Origin of the sequence: Pelomonas parva (assembly GCF_043555835.1) — a bacterium.
Lineage (GTDB): Bacteria > Pseudomonadota > Gammaproteobacteria > Burkholderiales > Burkholderiaceae_C > Pelomonas > Pelomonas parva.
In genome coordinates this window covers 369310-391506 of the sequence record NZ_JBIGHV010000007.1, presented here as the reverse complement: position 1 = coordinate 391506, position 22197 = coordinate 369310, and the positions used below count along the sequence as shown (strand labels likewise).

Below are 22197 nucleotides of genomic sequence, written 5' to 3'. Positions count from 1 at the left end.
GCATGTGGCGCCAGTCGATGCGCTTGGGGTGACGGTCGGCCGTGCTGGCATGCAGCCGCTCGCACTCGAAGACCTTCACACCGCCCAGCCAGGCGTCCAGATGGGTGCTGTGCAGCCTCACCTTCAGGCGCTGGCCGGCCAGGCGCGAGGGCACGCTGTAGAGCACGCTCTTGGCGCTGAACACGCTGAACACGCCGAACTTGCTGACGCGCGCGTCGACCTCCTCGAAGTCGGCGGTGCGCCGCACCGGCAGCGCTTGGAGGCTGGTGCGCTCGGCTTCCCAGGCCCGCGCGCAGCGCGCGTTGAGCCGGCGCACGGTCTCAGCCACGAACTGCTCGTAGGCCGACAGGTCATCGAACTCGCGGCTGCCGCGCAGCAGCAGGGACTGGTCCAGGGCGCGCTTCAAGCTGCCTTGGCGTGCCTCGATGGCGCCGTTCTCGTGGCTCACGCCGGTGTTGTTCCGTGTGGGCCGCATGCCGTAGTGCTGGCACAGGGCCTGGTAACGCTTGGTCAGCTCTTCGCACTCGGCGAGGTTGTTGAAGGCCGCCGACAGTGTCGGTCTGCGTTCAACCCAGAACTGAAAACCGGCGCTGATTAACCACTTGGCTCGGGACGCGTCAGCAGGCTTTGAACCCGTGTCTCACTCAAGTCTGAACTGTCGGGTTTTTGTTTCACTCAACTTTGAACTTTCAGCACCGGCAGCACGGCTGACGCCGTGGTTCATGCGCCGCAACGAAGTCTAGATTGCGCTGCGCTGAAGCCTCAGCTGCCAAGCGCACGGGCGCAGGCCTGCGCCAGCGCCGGGGCAGCGCTCTCGTGCAGCCGCAGCGCGAGGTCGGGCTCGATGAGCTCCAGTTCCATCAGCAGCATCCCGCCGTCGTGGGGCACGAGGTCGACCCGCGCGTAGAGCGTGGCCTGCGGCGCGGCAGCCAAGGCGTGCATCGCCACGGCCAAATCGGCCGGGCTGGGCAGATGCGGCTGAACTGCCGTCCGGCCCACCGCGTTGGCCGAGAAAGCAGGTTTGGTGAAGGCATGCGAGAAGCGCCCGTCGATGAACACCAGCGAGCGCTCACCCGCCGTCTCCACCGCCGGCAGGTAGGGCTGGATCAGCACGGCGCCGTAGTCCGCCAGTTCGCGCGCGTGCGCCTGGGCTTCGGCCAGCGCCCCGTCACCCCTAAACCGCCTCACGCCAAACGCGCTCGCAGCAACGGCAGGCTTGACGATGCAGTCCGCCCACCACAGCCGCAGCCCGGACGCGGCGCCGCCGGGCTCGATGAACTGCGTTGGCACGCAAGGCACGCCGGCCGCCTGCAGCGTGCGCAGGTAGCGCTTGTCGGTGTTCCAGGCCAGCAAGGCGGGCGGGTTGAGCAGGCGGGTGAGCGCGCCGGCCCGGGCCAGCCATGGGCGCCAGGCCTGTGGCGCGCGGTGGTAGTCCCAGGCGGAGCGCACCACCGTCAGCGGGCTGGTGGCCCAGTCCACGGCGGTGTCGCTCCACACTGCAAAGCGCGTGGCCAGGCCTTCTCGGGCCAGGGCGGTCGCCAGCAGCAGATCGTCCGGCGCGCCGCCCGGCAGTGCGGCGTGGGTCACCAAAGTGATCGAGTCAGACATGAACCGGCTCGCGCGCCAGCTCGAAGCCTTCGTCCAGCCAACCGGTGATGCCGCCGGCCATGATCTTCACGGGCCGGCCCAGGCGCGCCAGGCGCAGTGCGCCACGGGCCGCGCCATTGCAGTGCGGCCCGGCGCAGTAGGTGACGAAGAGGGTGTCGGAGGGCCAGGCCGCCAGCTTGTTTTCGACGATCTTCGCGTGCGGCAGGTTGACCGCGCCGGGCACGTGGCCGCGGGCGAACAGCGCCGGAGACCGCACGTCGAGCAGCACGAAGTCGGGCGTGCCGGCAAGGCTTTCGTGCATGTCCCAGCAATCGGTCTCGAAGCTGAACTCGGCAGCGAAGTGGGCCTCGGCGGCGGGAGACGGGGCGGCGGGGATGGCGGCGACTGAAGAAGGCATGGTGGGCTCCGTTGAAAGACACGCCATGGTCGCGGCGCCCGGCTCGACTCACAATTGGCGCGTATGACAAACTTCAACAAGATCACGCCAAACGGCGCAGGGCCACTCGTCGTGGCGCCGGTCTACGACGGCCTGTGCACCTTCGAGTTCGCCATTGCCGCCGAGATCTTCGGCCTGGCTCGGCCGGAGATGGGGCCGGGCTGGTACCGCTTTGCCAGCGCCGCCATCGAACCGGGCCTGCTGCGCGCACACGGTGGGCTGAGCGTTGCAAGCGATGGCGGTGTCGAGCTGCTCGACCACGCAGACCTCATCGTCATGGCCGGCTGGAAGGGCCCAGACGTGCCGGTGCCTGACGCTCTGACCGAGCGCCTGCGCAAGGCCTGGTGGCGCGGCGCCAGGCTGGCGTCGATCTGCTCCGGCGCCTTCGTGCTGGCTGCCACCGGCTTGCTGGACGGCCGCCGCGCCGCGACGCACTGGCGCTATGCGGACAAGCTTCGCGAGCGCTACCCGGCCATCGACGTGGATGCCAGCGTGCTCTATGTCGAGGAGGGCCGCGTCTTCACATCGGCCGGCAGCGCCGCGGGGATCGATCTGATGCTGCACCTGGTGCGCGGTGACTTTGGCGTGGAAGCAGCCAACAGCGTGGCGCGCCGCCTTGTCATGCCGGCTCATCGCGGTGGCGGGCAGGCGCAGTTCATCGAACGACCCGTGCCGCGCGACGTTGGCAACCGGCTGGCCGCACTGATGGCGCAGATTCGCGCCGACCTGGGCGCACCTTGGACGCTGCAACGCATGGCCACCGCCAGCGCAATGAGCCCACGCACGCTGCTTCGCCGCTTCACCGAAGCCACGGGCCAATCTCCCGGCGACTGGTTGATCGCCGAGCGTGTGGCCGAGGCCCAGCGGCTTCTGGAGGCCAGCGCGCTCAGTGTGGAAAGCGTCGCAGCGCAGGCCGGCTTCGGCAGCGTGCAGGCGTTGCGCCATCACTTCCAGGCCCGGCTTGGGCTGGCTCCGCGGGGCTATCGCGCCTCGTTTGGTGGCACATAGACGCCACCCGAACAAGCTCAAGCGGACGCGGTACTTGGGCTGGGCGTGACGCCGGGCGGCTACGCGCGTTCACGCCCTCTGCGGGCGAGGCGTCAGTTCAGGGTTGAGTGAAAATAGTTCAGCCTTGAATAGGGATAGGGGTCAGCCATTGTCGGCGGAGCCCCTCCCACACCACCCGGCATGCGGGTCCGCACCGGGCGGTTCAAGAGTTTGAGGTCAAGAGAGCCGGGGAAGCCCCAGCCGGTCGAAGTAGCTGATGGTCAGGACCGTCTTGAGTAGCCCGTCGCTGTTTCTCCACCAGCATCGGCTGTTGCTCGCCACCCGCTTTGCCGCACTGTCCGTGGCGCCAAGAGCTTTGAGCGCCCGGTAGATCGTGTGCGGCCCACGCCAGTGTTTGAGCTGGATGGCCCGCAACCGGTGCCGCAGCCACTGGTCTAGCTTGCGCCAGACGCTCGGTGTCTGTGCCAACCCGAAGTACGCCTTCCAGCCCAGCATGTAGGGTCGCAGCGCCTGCACCACTTGCGCCATGCTGCGTCCGCCTGAGCGGCCCGTGAGTTCACCGCCCAGCACGACCCGTGCATGCCGCCAGCTGCTGTGGGCCAGCGCGAACTGGTACAGCCGGTGCGGGAAGAACAGCCCGCCCAGGCTCACGTCCAGTTCGTCGGCGACAGTGAAGTCCGACAGGCCCAGCCGGCCCGGCGGGTGCTCTTGCGCGAAGAACAACTCGCGCTCACCGCCGTGCTCGGCGCGCCATTGGCTGACGCGCCGCTGCAGCGTGCGCAGCACCGCGTCTGCGAACCGCTCGGGGTGGCGGCGCTGCAGTTCTTCCAGCACCGTGACGGCCATCAGCGACGGCGCGCCTTCCAGCATGGGCACCACCTCGCTGCCCCACACCTCGGCCAGCGGATCGGCGCGTGTGCGCCAGTGCCGTGGCGGCCGCTGCGAGGGCAGCGTCACCGCCGATTCCAGCCGCCGCGCGCTGGCCACGCTGACGCCGATCTTGGCCGCTGCAGCCTCCTGGCCGTGCTTGCCTCTGAGTTCCTTGTACTTGCTCACTTGCAGGTCCGATATGCGTTTGCCGGGCACCGTGGCTGCCTCCCTCTGGAAGCCAACCACTGTAGGAACCCACCCGCAAAACGCTCCCCGGCGGCCTGCGTCAACCGCTCACGATAGTTGTCGCTGAGCGCTCAAGATAATTGTCGGCGGCCAGCGCGCCACAGCGCCCGGTGTTGGCCCAGCCTGGCCGGTACTTCTTCTGCGTAGCGCGTGGGCATCCCCGTACTTATCGCCGGCAATGCGAACCAGTCCGTCCAGCCCACTTGGCAAATCATGTCGCCAACCCAAGCTAGGGTGCCCGAAAGCCGCATACGCCGTCTCTTCGGCAAACCTATAGCCCCAAAGGCCATGGTGCCGGCTCACCAAGCTGAACAGCGTCTCTCCGGGGAACCACTACAGGAAAGGCAAGGTTTGGCAACGTGGGTCCACCTTGCCCTCACCAGCCGCGACGAGATCAAAAGACTTGCCGCCAAGCCGCATGGATGCTGCGGTGTTGTTCACGACTCTAATTTTCTGTCTACGACTTTAATTACCAGGAACAGCTTGACGGATGCGTTTACAGCCGTAATCATTGGCCATCGTTTACAGGCGTAATCATGAAGAAGCCCACACCGCCGCCCATCAGCGAAGCCGAAGCCCTGGTCATGCAGGAACTCTGGGCGCGCTCGCCGCAAGGGGCCGACGAGATCGCCTCGACGCTGGGCCCGCGCCAGGGCTGGCAGCTGGCCACCGTGAAGACGTTGCTGAACCGCCTGCTCAACAAGGGCGCCGTGACCGCCGAGCGCGACGGCCGGCGCTTTCTTTATGCGCCTGCCGTACCGCAGGACGCCTGGGTGGCCGACACCGGCCTGTCGCTGATCGACAAGCTGTTCGGCGGCCGCCTGGCACCGCTGGTGGCGCAGTTCGCGTCGGAGCGCAAGTTAAAGCCTGAGGACGTGGCGGCACTGAAGGCGCTGTTGAAGGAGCAGGGGCATGAGTGAGCGACTGCTGGCGGTGCTGTTGCAGCAGGCGCTGCTGCTGAGCGTGGGCGTGCTGGTGATTGGCGCGCTGCGGTCGCTGCTGCTGAAGCGCCTGGGCGCGGGCAGCGTCTACGCGGCCTGGCTGCTGGTGCCGGCGCTGTTGTTGACGCCGCTGCTGCCCAGGCCCGCGCAGGAGCCACTGCGCGTGGTGCTGCAGGCGACGGGCAGTGCCGAGACGGTCGCGATGCCCGTGCTGCCATCGCCGCCGCTCGATCAGGCGGCGATTTGGCTGGCGCTGTGGCTTTGCGGGGCGATCCTCGTCTCAGCAGTTCAAGTGCAGCGCCAATGGCGCCTGACGCGCATGGGGCGCAACCTGCCCGCAGGCAGCAGCCCCGCCCTCGTCGGCCTGCTGCGCCCTCGCGTGGCGCTGCCGGTCGACTTCGAACAACGCTTCTCGCCGGCCGAGCGCGAGTTGATCCTGGCCCACGAGCAGGTACACCAGGCCCGGCTGGACAACCTCTGGAACCTGCTCGCCTGCGCACTGACCGCGCTGCACTGGTGGAACCCAGTGGCCTGGTGGGGCTCGCGCCGCCTGCGGGCCGACCAGGAGCTGGCCTGCGACGCCGCCGTGCTGGCCACGCGGCCTGACGCGCTGGCCGACTACACGCGGGCGCTGCTGGCCGCTCACGACCACACGCCCCACGGCGCGCCGCTGGCCAGCCGCTGGGGCAGCACCCATCCCCTCGTCGAAAGGATTGCGATGTTGAACCAACCGAACCCGATGAACCGCCGCCGCGTGGGCCTCGTGACGCTGTTGCTGGCCAGCGCCGCTGGGCTGGCCTATGCCGCACAGACGCCACAACTCATGCCGTCTCCCGCATCCGGCGATTCCGTTCGCCTGACCTTGTTGCTGATCGTCCAGGAGGGCAACACCGTGCGGCGCAGCAGCAAGGTGCTGGTCGGCAAGGTCGGCGAACGCATGCGCCTGGCGGTGGACATGCCGACCCGGGAGTCCGGCTTCAGTGTCGACCTCACCCCGACCAGCCTGGACGAGGAAGGCTTTGGCCTCGACATCAAGGCTGAAGGCCTGCCCAAGGCCCTGAGCATCGGCAACCCACGCATCAAGGCATGGTGGGACCAGCCCTCGCTGTTCGAGTCCATCGACGACAAGGCCACCAGCCGCGTGTCGATGTTCGTGATCGGCAAGCGCGTCGCCATGCCGGCTGACGCGACCAAGCCCAAGTCATGACATGACAGCCCTTCTGCTCACCGCCATGCAACGCCAGGCCCTGCTGCTGAGCCTGGGCGCGCTGCTCCTGCTGGCGCTGCGGCCGCTGCTGCTGAAGCGGCTCGGCGCCCGCGCCACCTACGCTGCCTGGCTGCTGCTGCCGGCGCTGCTGGCAACGCCGCTGCCGCCCCGGCTGGACGCCCAACCGCTGCCTGTGTTCGTGACGGCCACCGAGTTGGCCCGCAGCGCCGCCGCGCCACTGCTGACGGCGCCGCCCCCTGACGCTGCCTGGCCGAGCCTGCTGCTCGCGGCATGGCTGGGCGGCGCCGCGCTGGTGCTGAGCTTGCAGACCCTGCGGCAGTGGCGGCTGTCACGCCACGGCGCGCGGCTGCCGGCCGGCACCAGCCCCGCCCTCGTGGGCCTGTGGCGCCCGCGCGTGGCGCTGCCGGCCGACTTCGAGGCCCGCTTCTCGCCCGAGGAACGTCAGCTCATCCTGGCCCACGAAGACGTGCACCGCGCCCGCCACGACAACGCCTGGAACATGCTCGCTTGCCTGTTGACGGCCGTGCACTGGTGGAACCCGCTCGCTTGGCTGGCCGCGCGGCGCATGCAGGCCGACCAGGAACTGGCCTGCGACGCCGTCGTGCTGGACAGACAGCCCGGCGCACTCGCCGCATACACCCGTGCGCTGCTCGCCGCCCACGACCTCGCGCCTCATGGCGCGCCGCTGGCCAGCCGCTGGGGCTCGACCCATCCCCTCGTTGAAAGGATTGCCATGCTGAACCGCCCCCATCGCCTTTCGCGCTGCAGTGGCGCCGCCCTGGCTGCAGGCCTGCTTGCCCTCGCCGGCATCGCCTACGCGGCACAAGGCGATGCGCAGCGGCCAGCCAATGGGCCAATGGTGGAACTCAAGCTCGATATGAGCTACCGCACCGGCAACGCAGACGCCAGCGACACCCAGACGATCAAGAGCACGTTGCGCGTGCACCTGGGCGAGCGCGCCGTGCTGATGCTCAACGGCCGGCCCGATACGCCCACGCCCGAGCAGATCGCCGTGGCGATCGTCGCCCGCGACCTGGGCGACGACAAGATCGACCTGCGCACGGAGGTCAGCAAGGGCGGCCTCTCCAACGTCGTCTCCCGCCCGCGTCTCATCACGCGCAACGGCACCAAGGCGCTGATCGAGCAAGGCCGCGACGACCCTGTCGCCAGCGAGCACCTTTCCATCGCCATCACGCCGACGCTGCTGGGCGACAGCCAGCCAGCCGCTCAGCCCGGCACCCGGTAGTTCCCCGCCCCGAACAGGTCGATGCCGCAGGCCAACTGCTCCACCCAGTCGATGAACTCGCCCACCGCCGCGCCCACCATGGGTGCGCCGTGCTGCGGCGCGATCATCTGGATGTCGAGCGGGCGCACCATCGCCGCCCACAGCCGCAGCACCTTGTTGCTGACCATGTAGCGGCGGTGGAAGCCCTCCATGCGCGGGATGTGCGCGGCCAGCGATGTCACCGCCTGCTCGGGGTTCAAGCTCACGCCCATGGAGGCGCCCAGGTCGCCCGAGAACAGGATGCGGCTGACCGGGTCGTAGAACTGGAAGTTGCCCTCGGCATGCAGGAAGTGCGCGGGCAGCGCCCACAGCTCGAAGCGCTCATCACCCGTGCCCAGGCGCAGGCGCTCGCCGGCATCCGGCAGGCCGACGATGCGGCCGGCCGTCTTGCCCGGCTTGCAGAAGTGCGGCGCGAACCGCTCCCACACGCGCGAGATGTAGACCGGCGCCTCGGTGGCCGTCATCCAGCGGTCCAGCGAGGCAATGATGTCCGGGTCGGCGTGCGAGGCCAGAATGGCCGCGAGCTTGTGCGGCGGGAAGAACGCCGACATGCCCAGATACAGCTCGTGATAGGCGATGTTGCCGCCGGGGTCCAGGATGGCGCCGGTGCTGCCATTGACCAGCAGGAACTGGTTGGACTGCACCGCATCCCCGCCTTCGTCGCCCAGCCGGGCGAACATGACGCAGGCATGCCGATCCTGGCGAAACAACTCGATGGACATGCGGCGGACTCGGGCAGTGAGGTTGGGGCCGCAGGCTAAGCCGACCGCGCTGCGGAGGGCTTGTCCGAGATCAAGAGAGCGCCGGGTTGCATGAGTCTGCGCTTGTCGGTGAGCGCGTGACGGACGTTTGGCGATGTCGTCCGCCCTAGACGACCCGGCTGCCATTCGGCGGGTTTGTCAGTCAGGTTGCGTTGATAGCATGGCAGGCATAGCCCGCAAGCAGCCGGTCGTGATTGGCCGCCTTTGGGAAGGCTGGTGTTGACGTAAAAACAGGCTCGACCCACCCGTGAAGCGTCGAGAACAAACAAGGGGAGCGATGTGTCAAGGTTCCTGAAGCCCTTTGCGGCAGTCGTGTTGGGGTGCATGCCTGCGCTTGCTTGGCTGGTCGCAACACCGGCACGAGCGGACGTGAGTCTTCAAGTTGATGTTGGCCGCCACGTCAAAGCCAAGGCCGGTGCGTCGGGAGTTCCTCCGGACAGCCAATCCACTCTCGATGTGACGCTTGGCGACAAGTACATGAGGATCGAATCGAGCGGCACCGCCATCGTCTACGACTTTGCTTCCCGAAAGCGCTTTGTCATTGACAGCCGCACGAACACCAGAGTCGACTATTCGCTGTACGACACCGTTGGCTTTCGCGCCTACGAACTTAGAAATCGCAACATGCTGGGGGGCGCGCTGTCTGCGTCCAAGGTGGCCGATGCCGCGATGGCGCAAGTCGACAACGAACACAACCTGGCTGTGCAGGACAAGCCGTCCACGCCGCTGCAGGTCAAAACCGAGGGCGCCGACGAGGTGTTCTATGCCGGCCCGAACGTGATGTTTCGCCGGGGTGTCCGCCTGATGTCTGCGTCACCCGCCGAGGCACGAATGTTCGCCCAGCTGATCCGGTACACCTTTGGCGGCCACCCACAGATTCTCAGTGCGCTCGCTCAGGCGAATTCAATTCCGCAGAAGCTCTCGCTCGTCACGTACGACGTCGCCGGAACGACCACGCACAGCTTGGTCGTGCGGAACGTCAATTCAACCCATGTTCGCAACGTCGACGTGTCGGCACTCCCGATGCGACCTGCATCCGGGTCAGACAACCCGGTCGACCAGGCCCTGGACCGGGCGGCTGCGCTCACGCCGGATGAGCTATCCAGCGCGCGGCAGCGTAGCAAGGATGAACTTGAGACCGCGCTGAGGGAGGGCCGGGGGCTCGACGCATTCCTGGGAATCGTTGAATGGACCCTCATGACAGGCGAGGCAGCAACGCCGCTGAATGCAGACCAGCAAAGGCAGATCCAGGCCAATGATGCAGTGCGCCGGCTGACGGTGGCGTTGCGCGCCAAGTCGAAGGATGACGTGGCCAAAGCGATCGTCGACATTGCCGATATTGGCCAGAACGCCACGGCAAAAGCTCATGTTCTTCGGATATTCGAGGCGAACAATCGCGCAATGCTCGGAGATCGACATGCCGCTCAACGGCTCTTCGTTGATGTTCTGAAATCCAATCCCTTCATCGCTGGCGTCTACAAGGACTTGGGCGACAGCATGTTTGTCGAATACGACATGCCACGTGCGTGGCGCTGCTGGGATATCGGTCGAAAGATGGCGCCTGGTTTCGCGAACTTCCAAGCCGTCAACCAGCTGGAGCGCTCACTGGCTGCGCAGTTTCCGGAGTTTTTCTAGGCGGATCGCCCACCTGATCGTTCAATTGATGCGCTTCGGGTCGCGGCGCCAGCGGTGCCACTCTTGGGAAGGTTCGACACTGAGAATTGCGGCTTTCAGGCTGCGCCGTGACGGTTGCCGTCCGGCCATGAGCTGCCGCTGGCGAGTGACGGCTCTCGGGTAGGCTATGCGGCACGGTGCCGTACCTGGCAGCTCCGGTCGCGCGTACAGTGCGGTGCACCTCCTAAGGTGCCAACAGACCGTGGTTCGCAACCCCCAAGCAATCTGTATCCGATGCGGGCACTTCAAGGCTCGCGCGCTCACCAGATGCGGCAACTGTCAGTTCGTGCCCGCCACTCCGGAGGATTCGGCACGCTCCTTGATCCTTACATGGCCCTTTGATGCGGCGGAGCAAGTCCTCGGGCTCGACCCCCCGGCACTCCGAACTGCTGCGAGGCAGATTCGACAGGCCCAAGGCTACGAGTTCGATGCCGCCATGATGGAACGCGTCATGGCGCAACACGAAGACGCCAAGTCGATCTCCAAGCGCCGGCTAGCTCTCGATGCGCTGCGTTGGCTCGGCCCGCCGCTGGCGCTTCTTGCACTCGTACTCTGGCTGGTCACGCGTAAATGACCTGGGCCAAACCCAAGGGCGCGCTTCTTAAGTAGCCCGCTTCGTGGATGCTCGGACCTCGGACCTCACGCAGAATCCTGAAGATCCTCATACCCGGAATCGGCCGTGAGAAGAGGGTCGCAAGTGGCTGCTTTCGGGTAGGCTACCTGGACTGTCTCGGGGCCACTTCCGGCAGCTACAAATTCCGCCATTGGGCTTCACAGGATGCTTCGTCTCATTGCCATAGCGATCATCTGCACCATGTTGCTGATCCCGATCGCTGGCTTCTCTAGCAGGATCATTTCCAACGAGCCACTATTGATCGCAATCTCAGTCGGTCTCGCATATCTCGTCGTCCCAGCCTATCTGCTTCACATCTGGCCTGCACGGAAGCGTGCCAATGTGAAATCAATGCACGACGCCCTGTTGGCAGGCGAGCTGGTCACGGTTGAGCATCAGGTGAGCCAGGTCGCCCAGATTGACGAAATGGAAGACGAAGGTTTTCACTTCCTCTTGACCACAGAGAGCGGTGACACGCTTTTCCTTTCTGGCCAAGACCTCTACGGACCTGTCGACAGAAAAGGATTCCCATCGACGAGAGTTCGCATCTTCTCAAACGTAGTAAGCGGCCTTCGCTATGGCATTGAGCCTTTGGGCCTTCCCCTGGAATCGTGGCCCGTATATGAGTCACTCACTCTTGAGCAACTCCGCTCAAAGGATGCGCTGGAGGACGGCACCTACTACAAGCAATCCATTCCTGACCTTGTTTTGAAACTCGGCCTGCGGATGGCACCGTCTGGGGCAACTCACAATGTTGCCTAGGCATCCCAGTTGAATGTCTACTTTTCGGCGTTGAATTCGGCGGCGCGAGTGTCGCTGATGGGTCGCTAGCTGCCGTGCGTGCAGGCAGTAGCGAGCTACAGCAACAAGCCTGCAGCCGCCCTTGATTTCCCTTTGTGCCTCGCTGCAGCCACCCGACGCCCGTCCCTCGGGGCCGCCTGCCCGTAAAGTCGCGCCCTTTTCGCAATCCCTCCACCCCATGAGCCTCGCCGACGTCCGTTCGGCCCTGAACGCCGAGCTGTCGGCCACGCCCGAGTACTACGACTTCAAGGTGCTGCACAGCGAGCGCGACGGCGCGCTGTGGCGGGTGACGCTGGAGCCGGGCTATGTGTTCGCCGAGGGCCAGCGGCCGGGCGCCGCCTCGGCACAAGCCTTGCTGGACGACAGCCTGGACGGCGCCAGTGCTTGGTGGGGCGCGCCGGCCAAGGGCGGCGCCAGCGTGCTGGCCGTCGTCGTGGAAGACGACCAGCTCGTACTGCAGAACGCCAGCGGGGCGCCGCCGCCGGCCGGGCACCTGATCCGCCTCTACCCCACGCGCTTCCTGAATGCCGTAGCCGATGCCTGGTACGACACGCCCTGGGCTGAAGGAGCGCTGGCTTGCCTGCCCGACCTGTCTAGCCCACAACCACTGCACAGCAGCGCCGCACTGACGGGCGCGCCCTTCCGCTGGCTGCGCCCGGCGCAGCATGCAGCGCTGGCGCTGGTGAACCACAGCAGCGGCTTCTTGTGGGGCCCGCCGGGCACCGGCAAGACGACCACGCTGGGCGTGCTGCTGGCCGAGTACCTGGACCGTCACCCCCACGCCCGCGTGCTGCTGCTGTCCACCACCAACCAGGCGGTGGACCAGGCCACGCTGGCCGTCGACAAGGCCTTGCAGAAGGGCCGCCGCGAGCACTTGCGCAGCGACGTGCAGCGCCTGGGCACGCGCTTCGACGCGGCGGCCTACGAAAGGCGCGAGCACCTGATCCCGACGCAGGACCGCGACCTCATCGCCCGCCTGGCCCGCGCCGAAATCGCCCGGCCGTCGGCCCGGGATGCGCAAGCCTTGAAGGCCTGGGCCGACCGCGTGGCCGCGCTGCGCGACGAGCTGCGCGCCTCGTCGCTGAAGGTGTTGCAGCGCTGCCGCCTGGCCAGCATGACCACCACACGCGCCGCCTTCACGCTGAAGACGCTGCGCGAGCTGGTGCCCGATGGCGAGCCGCCGTTCGACCTGCTGGTGTTCGACGAGGCCAGCCAGGTGAGCCTGGCGCATGCGCTGGTGCTGATGCCGCTGGGTCGGGCGCGGCTGTTCGCGGGCGACCCGCAGCAGCTGTCGCCCGTGCTGCGCAGCGAGGACCGCCTGGCCCGCCGCTGGCTGGGCCGATCGGCGTTTGCGGAGATGCCGCGTGCGGGGGCATCGGTGGCGCTGCTGGACGAGCAGTCGCGCATGGCGCCGCCCATTGGTGAGCTGGTCAGCCAGCTGTTCTACGACGGCGCGCTGCGCGTGGCGGCCGATGCGGCGGCGTCAGCCGACTGGCAGGCCGCGCGACAGCGCGCCTTGGGTGACATCGCTGCCGACCAGCATGTCCACATCCACCGCCTGAAGACTGACGGCGGTTGGGTGGCGTCAGAGCGCGGCCCGGTGCGCCGCGAGTCGGCGGAGGCGATTGCTGCGCTCCTCGAACAGGCCCTGGCCAGCGGCCAATGGCGGCCCGAGGAATTGATCGTGCTGACCCCATTCCGCGCCCAGCGGGCGCTGATCCGACTGCGGCTGCGCGCGCGGGGCCTGCCCGAGCAATTGCGTGTCAGCACCGTGCACCGCGCCCAGGGCAGCGAGGCGCCGGTGGTGCTGTTCGACCCGGCCGACGGCGCCCAGCCGTTTCTGCATGGCGAGGAGGCGCAGCGCCTGCTCAACGTCGCGTTGAGCCGGGCGCAGGCCAAGCTGGTGTTGTTCGTGTCACCGGCCGATGCGGCCAGCCCGCTGCTGGCACCGCTGGTGCAGCGGCTGCGGCTGGCGGGCGACACGCGGGGAGCGACACCGCTGCTGGAACTCGCCCGGCAGCCAGGCTTTCCGGCCAACGCGCTGGGTCAGCGCGTCAGCGCGGGGCGGCACGAGGGCGAAGTGGCGCGCATCAGCGCCGACGGCCGTCAGTTCTGGCTGGTCAACGCGCGCAGCGGCGCGGAGCAGCTGATCGACGTGGCGTTCTGGCGGGAACGCGCCGCCAGACAAACCTAGATCGGTCGGCCCCGCACTGTCATCAGACGGCAGCCGTGACGAGGATCTCAACCTTCCACTCCGGCCGTGCCAGGCCGGCGATGACGGTGGCGCGCGGCGGCGTGTGGCCGGCGCTGACCCAGGCTTCCCACGCAGTGTTCATGCCGGCGAAGTCGGCGCGGTCGGCCAGAAAGATCTCGGCGCGCAGGATGCGGCTCTTGTCGGTGCCGGCGCGGGCCAGCAGCTTGTCGATGGCGGCCAGCACTTGGGCCGTCTGGCCTTCGATGCCCACCGTGGTGTCTTCGGGCACCTGGCCGGCCAGGTAGGCCACGCCGTTGTGCACGGCCATTTCGGACATGCGGGCGCCAACGTCGAAGCGTTCGATTGCTTGCTTGCTCATGATTTCTTCCGGGATTTGGTGGAACGGTGGGGTTTGACGGGTTTCGCGGCTGGCGATGCAGGCGCTGCGGCCTTCTGGCCGATCTTGCTTTCGGTGCCGGCGAACAGCTTGTTGATGTTGGCCATGTGGCGCCACACCAGCAGCAGGCCCATGATGATCAGGGCCAGCGCGGTCGGGCCGGCTTCCCAAATGAACAACTGATACATCGGCGCGAAGGCAGCGGACACGATGGCCGCCAGCGACGAGTAGCGGCTGAACCCGGCAATGATGAGCCAGGTCGCCAGCGTCGCCACCCCCAGCAGCGGGTTGAGCCCGAAGATGACACCGGCCGCCGTGGCCACGCCCTTGCCGCCCTGGAAGCGGAAGAACACCGGCCACAGGTGGCCGAGAAAAGCCGCCAGGCCGACCAGCGCGGCCGTGCCCTCACCCAGGCCGAAGCGCGGGCCCCAGATGACCACGGCCAGCACCGACAGATAGCCCTTGAGGGCATCGAACACCAGCGTCAGGATGGCGGCGGCCTTGTTGCCCGAGCGCAGCACATTGGTGGCGCCGGGGTTGCCGGAGCCGTAGCTGCGCGGGTCAGACAAGCCCATCGCGCGGCTGACGATGACGGCGAAGGACAGCGAGCCGACCAGGTAGCCAGCCAGCGCGGCCAGCAGGGGGAGAGCGTTTTGCAGTGCGGTTTGCATGGGGCGGCATTGTCATGCAGCCTGGCAGCCAAAACTTTCGGGCCGAGCGCCGGGCCTGCCATGGCCAGAGGCCATGGCCTTCCGTAGGCACAAGCAGTCCGCAGGGACTGCTTGTGTCCGACTCCAGTGCACCAAGCCGGCCCGTCATGGCGATGTGCTTGCCGGTCAATCCGGCAAGCATCGCCGTCCCCGCGGGGGACCGGCCAAGGCAGGGCCTTGGACGAGGGGCTTACGTTCGGTCCCTGCCCACCAACCGCGGCAGCACCGCAAGCACCAGCAACGCCAGCAACGTGCTCAGCACGGCGGTCGACTCCCGGCCCAGCCCGCAGGCCACACCGATCGCCGCCGTCATCCAGATGCCGGCGGCCGTCGTCAGGCCCTGCACGTCCTCCTCGCTGCGGTTCTTGATGATGGCGCCCGCGCCGAGGAAGCCGATGCCGGTGACGATGCCCTGGATGACTCGGCTGAGATCACCCACGGCCATGCCGCCGAGCTGCGGCACCAGCACGAAGAGCGCGGAGCCCATGGCCACCAACATGTGGGTGCGGATGCCCGCCGCCTTGCCCTTGTGCTCGCGCTCATAGCCCAGCACGCCGCCGAGCAGGGCCGCCAGCAGCAGGCGCGTCAGGATGCGCGTCACCTGTTCTGCATCGGGCGCGTCGGAGAACTCCGAGCGCAGGGTGTCGAGGATGGTTTGCCACATGGCGGCGCCACCGGCAAACGGCGCGCCTGCACGCTCAGCGCGGCACGTGGACCGTGGCCTTGACGTGCTTCAGGTTGGTCACGATCGTGAAGCTCATCAGCACCAACAGCGACCAGGCACTCCACTTGGACAGGTGCACCGTCGCCCAGGCGCCGAGCTGGTGCGGGTAGGCCCAGAGCCCGAAGAACGTGCCGATGTTCTCCGCCAGCCAGAGGAAGAAGCCGATCAGCACCAGCGCAAGCACGAGCGGCATGCGCCGGTCGACCCGGTGCGGGCGGAAGACGATCTGCGAACGCGCATACAGCCCCAGCGCGCCGGCCGCCAGATACCAGCGGTAGTCGCCGATGAAGTGGTGGGTGAAGAAGTTCAGGTACAGCGCGGTCGCCACGACACCCGCCATCCAATAGGGCGGGTGGTGCTCCACGCGCAGCTGGAGCAAGCGCCAGGCCTGGATGATGTAGCTGCCCACCGCCGCATACATGAAGCCCGAGAACAGCGGCACGCCCAGCAGCTTGGTGTAGGCGGCGTCGGGGTAGGACCACGAGCGGATGCCGCTGGACGTCTTGAACACCTCCAGCGCAAAGCCCAGCGCGTGGAAGAGGCAGATCGCCTTCAGCTCGTCCCGCGTCTCACGGCCCGTCCAGACCATCCAGGCCTGGATGGCCACGGCAATCAGCAGCAGCACGTCGTAGCGCGGCAAGCCGAGCACGCCGGCCCGCGGCACGCACATCACCGCCGCGAAGAAGGCGCCGGCAAACAGGCAGGCCTGCGCCTCCTTGCGCGTGAAGTGGGCCAGTTCCAGCAGCAGGCCAAGCGCCGTGGACTGCGGCCGGCCGGCGGTGGACGAACTCAGTTCGCGCATTGCACCGGGCGCGCGCCGAGCAGTTCGGTCAACACCTGCGGCGCGATGCCCACGAGGTAGCCGCGCCGCCCGCCGTTGATGCAGATCTTCGGCAGCGCCAGGATGGTCGCCTCGACGAACACCGGCATGGCCTTGCGCACGCCGAACGGCGACGTGCCGCCGACCTGGTAGCCGCTGTGGCGCTGGGCCACCTCCGGCTTGCAGGGCTCGACCTTCTTGCACGGGATCTGGCGCGCCAGCTCCTTCAAGCTGACGCTGCAGTCGCCATGCATCAGCACGATCAGCGGCTCGGCCTTCTCGTCCTGCATGACCAATGTCTTCACCACCACATGCTCGTCTACTCCCAGCTGCCGGGCCGACTCGGCCGTGCCGCCGTGCTCGACGTAGTCGTAGACATGCTCGCTGAAGGCGATGCCGGCGCGCTTGAGTTGCTGGGTGGCGGGGGTTTCGCTGACGTGGGTGCTCTTCTTACTCATCTGGCAATTCTCGGATGGCGTTTAAATTTCCCTGGAACGACAATGAATTATTGTTTTACAGTAATTCCTCCTGTTCCAAGACCATCACCATGCCCGACTCCTTCTCCGCCGACGGCCTGCGCCGCATCCGCCGCCTGGCCTGGATGGTGCGGTTGTTGTGCCTGTTCGGGCTGGTAGTCATCGGCGCCCTGCCGTTCATCTTCTGGGCGCAGCCGGAGTGGATTGCCGAGGTGGCGGCCCGCACCTGGAACCTCACCACCGTGCAGCTGGACCTCGGCGCACGGCTGTGGGGCCTGGCCGCCATGATGCTGCCGACGGCGGTCAGCCTGTTCACGCTGTGGCAGATGTGGTCGCTGTTCGGCTGCTTCGCCGAGGGTGAACTGCTGGCGCGCCGCCCCGCTGCGCATCTGCGCCGCCTGGGTTTGGGGCTGTGCACGCTGTCGGTGGTTCAGCCGCTGGGCCAGACGCTCGCGATCCTGGCGCTGACCCTGGGCAACCCCGTCGGCCAGCGCCAGCTCTCGTTCAGCCTGGCGTCCAGCCACTACCTCGAACTGCTGTTCGGCCTGCTGCTGCTGGCGCTGGCGCAGGTGTTGCACGAAGCCGCGCGCGTGGCCGACGAGAACGCCGAGTTCGTATGAGCCCCTCGTCCAGTCGCGCCGCGCTGAACGCGGGCGCACCTGACCGGCCCCCCGAGGGGGCGGCGATGCTCGCGGCATTGAGCCGCTCGCACATCGCCTTGACGGGCCGGCTTGGCGAACTGGAGCCGGACACAAGCAATCCCTGCGGACTGCTTGTGCCTACGACAGGCCATGGGCCTCTGGCCCATGGCAGCCCGGCGCTCGGCCCGAAAACGCCCCGTACCCGCGCGGAGCGGCGCTGACATGCCCATCGTCGTCACCCTCGACGTCATGCTCGCCCGCCGCAAGATGCGCTCGCGCGAGCTGGCCGAGCGCGTGGGCATCACCGAAGCCAACCTCTCGCTGCTGAAGAGCGGCAAGGTGCGCGGCGTGCGCTTCGACACGCTGTCGCGCATCTGCGACGCCCTGCAATGCCAGCCCGGCGATCTGCTCGCCTGGGAGCCCGGCCCCGAACCCCCTGAAGAAACCTGAGCCCATGCGCCTCCTCCCTCTCGCCCTGCTCTGCCTCGCCTGCGCCGCCTCGGCCGAGCCCACCGTGCTGCCCACCGTCACCACGGAACTGAAGCGCGACGGCACCGTCCTGCCCTATGGCCGCATCAACGAACTGCTGACGCAGCTGAAGCAGCATGGCGAGGGCTTGTTCCGCATGGACTTCGCCGTCGACAAGGACAAGACCAAGGTGGCCCTGGCCGGCATCCGCATGGTGGTGCGCAGCGACGACGCCGATTACCCCATCAGGATCGCCGACGACGGCGCCATCGAACTGCCGCTGCTGCCGCTGGCCGAGGCCAAGTCCGCCGACCTCGCCACCAACGTGGCCAAGGGCCAGCTCGCGGTGCGCGGCACGCTGAGGCTGACCACGCCTCCCGAGCAGCTGGACCTGGCCAAGGTGCGCCAGGTCATGCGCGTCGCCCGCACGCTGCGCGAAGAGCTGCTGCCCTTCTACCTGCGCTGGCTGTTTCCGCGCATGCAGGGCGTGCGCATCTGCAGCGACACGCCCACCTGGGAGCTGACATGGCGCGAGAACGGCCAGTTGCTGGGACTGCCCCTGCCCGCAGCCAATGAGCGCGAACCGGACACGAAGAAGGGCGACGCCAGCCGGCCCTGCACACTGCTGACGGGCCAGGAGAACTGGCCCGAGGCGGCTCGGCTGCTGCCGCCTGCCAACACCAAGCTGAGCATCAAGTTCTAGCCCATGGACCACCGCTGGCTGGCCCGCGGTGTCGTCGTCGCGCTGCATGCGGCGGCGCTGCTGGCACTGTGGCTGCACCGGGCGCCGCCCCTGGAGCAAGCGGCCGAGCGGCGCTTCACGAGCGTCAGGCTCATCGCGCCGCAGCGGCCTCGGGCGCAGCCACCCGAACGATCGCTCCCGGTCGCGGCGCCGCCGACGTTGCCACCCATCGCCTTGCCGCCGATCAACAGCCCGGACTTGCCACCGCCCGACGACAGGGCCGTCACGCCTGCCACTGCCAATGCACCCCCGCCCGCCCCCGCCGAACCGCCGCGCACGGCGCTGCGCCTGACCCTGCCACCGGGCTATGCCGCCTCCGCCAACGCCGCGCGCAACGCCGCCCGCGACCTGGCGCTGAGCGACCCGCGCAGCAACACGCCCCGCCTGACGCTGGAAGACCGCATCGCCGACGCCACCGGCGGCGCCAGCGACTGGGTGGAGGAGAAGACCAGCGAGAACAACGCCCAGGCGGTCGGCGCGCTCGGCGAGCACCGCACCGTCATGCGCAAGGGCAATATCTGCCAGGAGGTCTTCCGCTCGCGCATCTCTGACACCGACCCCTTCAACAGCAGCGTCGCGCCGCGCGCCGGCAAGATGATGGGCAGGCAGTACAAGTGCCGTTGAGCGCTTGCCGCTGACATAGACTGCGCGCCAAACAAATCAGGGAAGACTAGGGAGAGGGCCAGCATGCCGCTGACCACGGACGCCGTACTCGCGCTCGCGCCGGACGCCGCCTCGGCCAAGGCCGCGCTGGGGCTCGTGCGGCCCGCGCAATGGCCCACCCTCGGCGCCAGCGACGCGGCCGTCTGGGGCGAATGCCAGGGCAGCGGCAGCAAGCCCTACCAGACCCAGGTGGACCTCGCCGGCCCCGCCTTCCGCTGCTCCTGCCCCAGCCGCAAGTTCCCCTGCAAGCATGGCCTGGCGCTGCTGCTGATGCGCGCGCAGCAGCCCGCCGGCTTCACGGCCACCGAAGCGCCGGGCTGGGTCAGCGAATGGCTGGCCGGCCGCGCCGACAAGGCCGAAAAACAAGCCGAGAAGCAAGCCACCAAGGCCACCACCGCCCCGGCCGACCCGCAAGCCGCTGACAAGCGCGAGGCCCAGCGCTGGCAGCGCATCGAGACCGCCGCGCAAGACCTGCAGCGCTGGCTGGCCGACCAGATCGCCCGCGGCCTGGGCGCACTAGACGACAGCGCGTTGCAGAACTGGGCCACGATGGCGCGCCGCATGGTGGACGCGCAGGCGCCGGGGCTGGGCCAGCGCCTCCAGGCAGCCGCCACCGGCGTGCGGCGTGGCGCCGACTGGCCCGAGCAGACGCTGCAGCGGCTGGGCTTGCTGCAACTCGCCTGCGAGGGCTTGAACCGGCGCGGCCTGCTCACCGCAAGCGAACAGGCCGACCTGCGCGTCGTCGCCGGCTGGCCGATGGACCGCGACGAGGTGCTGGCGCACGGCCCGCGCGAGACCGATCGATGGACCGTCCTGGGCTGCGTCACCGAAGAGCGCGACGACCGCCTCACCGAGCGCCGCACCTGGTTGCACGGCGAGCGCAGCGGCCGGCGTGCATTCCTGCTGGACCACGCCTTCGGCGGCCGCGGCTTCGAGCAAGCCTGGGTCACCGGCTCGGCCGTCGACGCGACGCTGGCCTTCTTTCCCAGCGGCAGCGGGCTGCGCGCGCTGTTGGTGGACGCCGCCGCACCGGCCGGCACCGCCCGCTGGCCCGTCACCCAAGCCGCTGAAGAGTTCAACGCCGTCGCCCGCCGCGTGGCCGGCTGCCCGTGGGTGGGCCTGCATCCCGTCGTGCTGTGCGACGCGCTGCCGCTGCGCCATGGCGATCGGCTGCTGCTCATCGTCGACGGCCGCGTGCTGCCGCTGGCCTTGCGCGACGCGGACATCTGGACGCTGCTGGCCATCTCCGGCGGCCACGCACTGAATCTCGCTGGCGAATGGGACGGACAGGCCTTCGCGCCGCTAACGTCCTGGTCGAGCGGCGATCTGCAGTGGCTGAGGAGCGCTGCATGAGCGGCGCCTGGACCGCCTTGCTGCCGGCCGCCACCGTCGGCACCGACCGCCAGCCCGGCCCCTGGCCGCTGCCACCCGGCGACATCGGCGCGCTGGCCCGCCAGGCCGCAGACGGCGCCGAGCCCGCGACCGGCCTGCTGCGTGCCGCCGCCGTGCTGGCCACCTGCGGGCTGGCCGGCGCGCAGGGCCCGCTGTGGACCGAGCCGCTGCCGGCCGCCGCGCCCGACGACACGCTGCCCGCGCTCGCTTTGGGCCCGGTGTACGGCGCGCTGACACAGCTGCTGTTCGACGGCCCGCAGCGGCTGCAGCACGAAGCCTTCCTGACCCTGGCGCGAGCCGGGCTGCGCCTGCCCGAGACCCTGCTGCCGCAGGCCCTGGAGCTGGGCCGGCGCGCCATCGCGCTGCGTGCGCCGCTGCTTGCCGTGCTCGGCGAGCGCGGCCTGTGGCTGGCTGCGCAGCGCGCCGACTGGGCCTTTGCGGCCGGCGCCAGCGAGACGACGAGCAACAACGAGGCCGTCTGGACCGACGGCACGCTGGAGCAGCGCCGCGCCTGGTTCACGCGGACCCGCCAGGCCGACCCCGCCGCCGCGCGCGAGCGATTGAAAGCCACGCTGCCCGAGCTGCCCGCCCGCGAACGCGCCGAGCTCGTCGCCGCACTGGCGACCGGCCTCGGCCTCGACGACGAGTCACTGCTGGACGCGCTGCGCGCCGACCGCAGCCGCGAGGTGCGCCAGGCCGCACTGCAACTGCTGCTGCGCCTGCCCGAGGCCGCACACCCGCAGCGCGCTGCGACAAGGCTGGCACCGCTGCTGACCTTCGAACGCGGCCTGCTGCGCAAGCGCTGGGTCATCGATGCGCCCACCGCGCCGGGCGGCGACTGGAAGGCCGACCAGCTCGACGCGACACGGCCCCAACACCATTCGCTCGGCGAGCGCGCCTGGTGGCTTTATCAACTGGTGGGCCAGACGCCGCTGGCCTGGTGGAGCACGCACACCGGCATGACGCCGGCCGAGCTGCTGGCCTGGGCGGCCGGCACGGACTGGACCGAGGCGCTGCTGCGCGGCTGGGCCGACGTGCTGTTCGCCGCGCCGGACGACGCCTGGTGCCATGCCTTGCTCGACCATTGGCCGCCCGGCATGCGCGAAGACCGGGCCCGCGTGCTGGCCCTGCTGCCGCCCGCCGCCCGCGACCGCCACCTGCTGCGTGATGCGCGCAGTGGCTCGCAGGCGGTGGCGACCGTGCTGCTGCATGCCCTGAACGCCTGCCCGCCGGGCCAGGCGCTGTCGGCCGAGTTGTCCGGCCTGCTCGCCCGAGCGTTGCATGCGCAGGTGCGAGATGGCGCCTTGAACACCGACTACGGCCTGCGCGGCACGCTGGCCGAGTTCGCCTGCGCGGCCCATGCCGACAGCCTCGACACGCTGGCCGCGCTGCCGCGCCGCGCCGACGAAACCCCTTCCTGCGCCGAGGCGCTGCTCACGGTGGACCGCATCGTGAACGCCCGCCGCGCCCTGCACACCTTGATCCCGAGGACGCCATGA

22 protein-coding genes and 3 pseudogenes are annotated in these 22197 nt (G+C 68.6%); 14 read left to right on the top strand and 11 right to left on the bottom strand.

The window, feature by feature from the left end; all coding sequences use genetic code 11:
- The 3 genes and pseudogenes from ACG00Y_RS20160 to ACG00Y_RS20150 all read right to left on the bottom strand — a co-directional run.
- Nucleotides 1-475: pseudogene (locus tag ACG00Y_RS20160) on the bottom strand (IS21 family transposase); the annotation flags it as partial.
- Nucleotides 476-762: 287 nt separating this feature from the next.
- The gene (locus ACG00Y_RS20155) at nt 763-1608 is read right to left on the bottom strand and encodes an ATP-grasp domain-containing protein (RefSeq protein WP_394481933.1); all 846 of its coding nucleotides are present in this window, start codon (nt 1606-1608) and stop codon (nt 763-765) included.
- Entirely contained in the window at nt 1601-2005 is a 405-nt protein-coding gene (locus tag ACG00Y_RS20150) for a rhodanese-like domain-containing protein (RefSeq protein WP_394481932.1), read from the bottom strand. The genes ACG00Y_RS20155 and ACG00Y_RS20150 overlap by 8 nt, the downstream gene beginning before the upstream one ends.
- Nucleotides 2006-2068: 63 nt before the next feature.
- Here ACG00Y_RS20150 and ftrA point away from each other — a divergent pair, with 63 nt between their 5' ends.
- Nucleotides 2069-3052 carry a transcriptional regulator FtrA gene (gene ftrA, locus ACG00Y_RS20145; protein ID WP_394481930.1) on the top strand — a complete coding sequence of 328 codons (984 nt, stop codon included), beginning with the start codon at nt 2069-2071 and terminating at the stop codon, nt 3050-3052.
- 216 nt (nt 3053-3268) lie between these two features.
- On the opposite strand, the pseudogene ACG00Y_RS20140 reads toward ftrA, so the two are convergent.
- Both ACG00Y_RS20140 and ACG00Y_RS20135 read right to left on the bottom strand, forming a co-directional pair.
- A pseudogene (locus ACG00Y_RS20140) lies at nt 3269-3610 on the bottom strand (group II intron maturase-specific domain-containing protein); the annotation flags it as partial.
- Nucleotides 3608-4138, bottom strand: a pseudogene (locus ACG00Y_RS20135) (IS21 family transposase); the annotation flags it as partial. The pseudogenes ACG00Y_RS20135 and ACG00Y_RS20140, both read right to left, overlap by 3 nt.
- Nucleotides 4139-4704: 566 nt before the next feature.
- Between ACG00Y_RS20135 and ACG00Y_RS20130 the strand changes: the two are divergent.
- Genes ACG00Y_RS20130 through ACG00Y_RS20120 form a run of 3 tightly spaced genes read left to right on the top strand, consistent with a single transcriptional unit; the run spans nt 4705 to nt 7583 of the window.
- A complete protein-coding gene (locus ACG00Y_RS20130) occupies nt 4705-5088 on the top strand; it encodes a BlaI/MecI/CopY family transcriptional regulator (RefSeq protein ID WP_394481928.1) in 384 nt (127 codons plus the stop codon).
- Nucleotides 5081-6316 carry a M56 family metallopeptidase gene (locus tag ACG00Y_RS20125; protein WP_394481926.1) on the top strand — a complete coding sequence of 412 codons (1236 nt, stop codon included), beginning with the start codon at nt 5081-5083 and terminating at the stop codon, nt 6314-6316. Before ACG00Y_RS20130 ends, ACG00Y_RS20125 begins: the two co-directional genes overlap by 8 nt.
- 1 nt (nt 6317) lies before the next feature.
- Complete coding sequence (locus ACG00Y_RS20120; protein ID WP_394481925.1) at nt 6318-7583, top strand: M56 family metallopeptidase; 1266 nt, start codon at nt 6318-6320, stop codon at nt 7581-7583.
- Here ACG00Y_RS20120 and ACG00Y_RS20115 read toward each other — a convergent pair.
- Nucleotides 7565-8344, bottom strand: a complete 780-nt coding sequence (locus ACG00Y_RS20115; protein WP_394481923.1) for an oxygen-binding di-iron domain-containing protein — start codon at nt 8342-8344, stop codon at nt 7565-7567. The genes ACG00Y_RS20120 and ACG00Y_RS20115 overlap by 19 nt on opposite strands.
- Nucleotides 8345-8752: 408 nt before the next feature.
- Between ACG00Y_RS20115 and ACG00Y_RS20110 the strand changes: the two genes are divergently transcribed.
- The 4 genes from ACG00Y_RS20110 (at nt 8753) to ACG00Y_RS20095 (ending at nt 13665) form a co-directional block, all read left to right on the top strand.
- Complete coding sequence (locus ACG00Y_RS20110) at nt 8753-10018, top strand: hypothetical protein (RefSeq protein ID WP_394481921.1); 1266 nt, start codon at nt 8753-8755, stop codon at nt 10016-10018.
- Between the two features lie 475 nt (nt 10019-10493).
- Nucleotides 10494-10631 (top strand): hypothetical protein, encoded by a 138-nt coding sequence (locus tag ACG00Y_RS20105; protein WP_394481919.1) that lies wholly within the window; start codon nt 10494-10496, stop codon nt 10629-10631.
- Between the two features lie 240 nt (nt 10632-10871).
- Nucleotides 10872-11432 (top strand): hypothetical protein, encoded by a 561-nt coding sequence (locus ACG00Y_RS20100; RefSeq protein WP_394481918.1) that lies wholly within the window; start codon nt 10872-10874, stop codon nt 11430-11432.
- Between the two features lie 217 nt (nt 11433-11649).
- Nucleotides 11650-13665: a DEAD/DEAH box helicase gene (locus ACG00Y_RS20095; protein WP_394481916.1), complete on the top strand. Its 2016-nt coding sequence runs from the start codon at nt 11650-11652 to the stop codon at nt 13663-13665.
- A gap of 22 nt (nt 13666-13687) precedes the next feature.
- On the opposite strand, the gene ACG00Y_RS20090 is transcribed toward ACG00Y_RS20095, so the two are convergent.
- The 5 genes from ACG00Y_RS20090 to ACG00Y_RS20070 all read right to left on the bottom strand — a co-directional run bounded on the left by ACG00Y_RS20090 (nt 13688) and on the right by ACG00Y_RS20070 (nt 16774).
- Nucleotides 13688-14044 (bottom strand): RidA family protein, encoded by a 357-nt coding sequence (locus ACG00Y_RS20090; RefSeq protein WP_394481914.1) that lies wholly within the window; start codon nt 14042-14044, stop codon nt 13688-13690.
- Nucleotides 14041-14733: a glycerol-3-phosphate 1-O-acyltransferase PlsY gene (gene plsY, locus ACG00Y_RS20085; protein WP_394481913.1), complete on the bottom strand. Its 693-nt coding sequence runs from the start codon at nt 14731-14733 to the stop codon at nt 14041-14043. Before plsY ends, ACG00Y_RS20090 begins: the two co-directional genes overlap by 4 nt.
- A gap of 229 nt (nt 14734-14962) precedes the next feature.
- Nucleotides 14963-15436, bottom strand: a complete 474-nt coding sequence (locus ACG00Y_RS20080) for an MgtC/SapB family protein (protein WP_394481911.1) — start codon at nt 15434-15436, stop codon at nt 14963-14965.
- 34 nt (nt 15437-15470) lie between these two features.
- Complete coding sequence (locus ACG00Y_RS20075; protein ID WP_394481909.1) at nt 15471-16298, bottom strand: DUF817 domain-containing protein; 828 nt, start codon at nt 16296-16298, stop codon at nt 15471-15473.
- Nucleotides 16286-16774, bottom strand: coding sequence for an aminoacyl-tRNA deacylase (locus tag ACG00Y_RS20070; protein ID WP_394481908.1), 489 nt, complete (start codon nt 16772-16774; stop codon nt 16286-16288). The genes ACG00Y_RS20075 and ACG00Y_RS20070 overlap by 13 nt, the downstream gene beginning before the upstream one ends.
- An 89-nt stretch (nt 16775-16863) precedes the next feature.
- Between ACG00Y_RS20070 and ACG00Y_RS20065 the strand changes: the two genes are divergently transcribed.
- From ACG00Y_RS20065 to ACG00Y_RS20040, 6 genes are all read left to right on the top strand, one after another.
- Complete coding sequence (locus ACG00Y_RS20065) at nt 16864-17412, top strand: DUF2975 domain-containing protein (protein ID WP_394481906.1); 549 nt, start codon at nt 16864-16866, stop codon at nt 17410-17412.
- Nucleotides 17413-17655: 243 nt separating this feature from the next.
- Complete coding sequence (locus ACG00Y_RS20060) at nt 17656-17883, top strand: helix-turn-helix domain-containing protein (RefSeq protein ID WP_394481905.1); 228 nt, start codon at nt 17656-17658, stop codon at nt 17881-17883.
- A gap of 4 nt (nt 17884-17887) precedes the next feature.
- Entirely contained in the window at nt 17888-18604 is a 717-nt protein-coding gene (locus ACG00Y_RS20055; RefSeq protein ID WP_394481904.1) for a hypothetical protein, read from the top strand.
- Nucleotides 18605-18607: 3 nt separating this feature from the next.
- A complete protein-coding gene (locus ACG00Y_RS20050; protein ID WP_394481903.1) occupies nt 18608-19267 on the top strand; it encodes a hypothetical protein in 660 nt (219 codons plus the stop codon).
- A 63-nt stretch (nt 19268-19330) separates the two neighbouring features.
- A complete protein-coding gene (locus tag ACG00Y_RS20045; protein ID WP_394481901.1) occupies nt 19331-20659 on the top strand; it encodes an SWIM zinc finger family protein in 1329 nt (442 codons plus the stop codon).
- Nucleotides 20656-22197, top strand: coding sequence for a DUF5691 domain-containing protein (locus ACG00Y_RS20040; RefSeq protein ID WP_394481899.1), 1542 nt, complete (start codon nt 20656-20658; stop codon nt 22195-22197). The genes ACG00Y_RS20045 and ACG00Y_RS20040 overlap by 4 nt, the downstream gene beginning before the upstream one ends.